The sequence below is a fragment of the Psychrobacter sp. Rd 27.2 genome, from assembly GCF_001921755.1.
Lineage (GTDB): Bacteria > Pseudomonadota > Gammaproteobacteria > Pseudomonadales > Moraxellaceae > Psychrobacter > Psychrobacter celer.
The window spans coordinates 1-378 of record NZ_MRYB01000114.1 but is presented as its reverse complement, the minus strand read 5'-3'; the positions used below and the strand labels follow the sequence as shown (position 1 = coordinate 378).

General features: G+C 41.3%; 1 protein-coding gene. It reads left to right on the top strand.

All coding sequences use genetic code 11. The annotated features are described in order from the left end of the window. Positions 1-256 (top strand): helicase-related protein (locus BTV99_RS12825; protein WP_143507207.1); only part of this gene is annotated, 256 nt, incomplete at its 5' end. Positions 257-378: the final 122 nt, after the last annotated feature.

Genomic DNA, 378 nt, shown 5'->3' with positions numbered 1-378 from the left:
TATCCAAAAGGCGAATCATGTGATTCATTATACACGGAGCTGGAACCCTGCTAAAGAAGACCAGGCGACAGATAGGGCATATCGCATTGGACAAGATAAAGAGGTCTATGTGTACTATCCGTCTATTGCAGCACAAGATTTCGAGACCTTTGAAATTAAACTGGACAAGCTGTTATCTAGTAAGCGTCGTCTTGCTGACGATATGTTAGAACCAAACACTGAGATCACACAAGAGCTGATTCAGTCGGTTTATTGAGTTGAGCGCTTATGAGGAAAAGTACTTAACCCCTACAATGAGAGGTGTTAGCTATGCTAGACAATAGTACTAATGTTTATGACACCGACGATGAAAAGCAGCGTTATGCATATAATATGCTG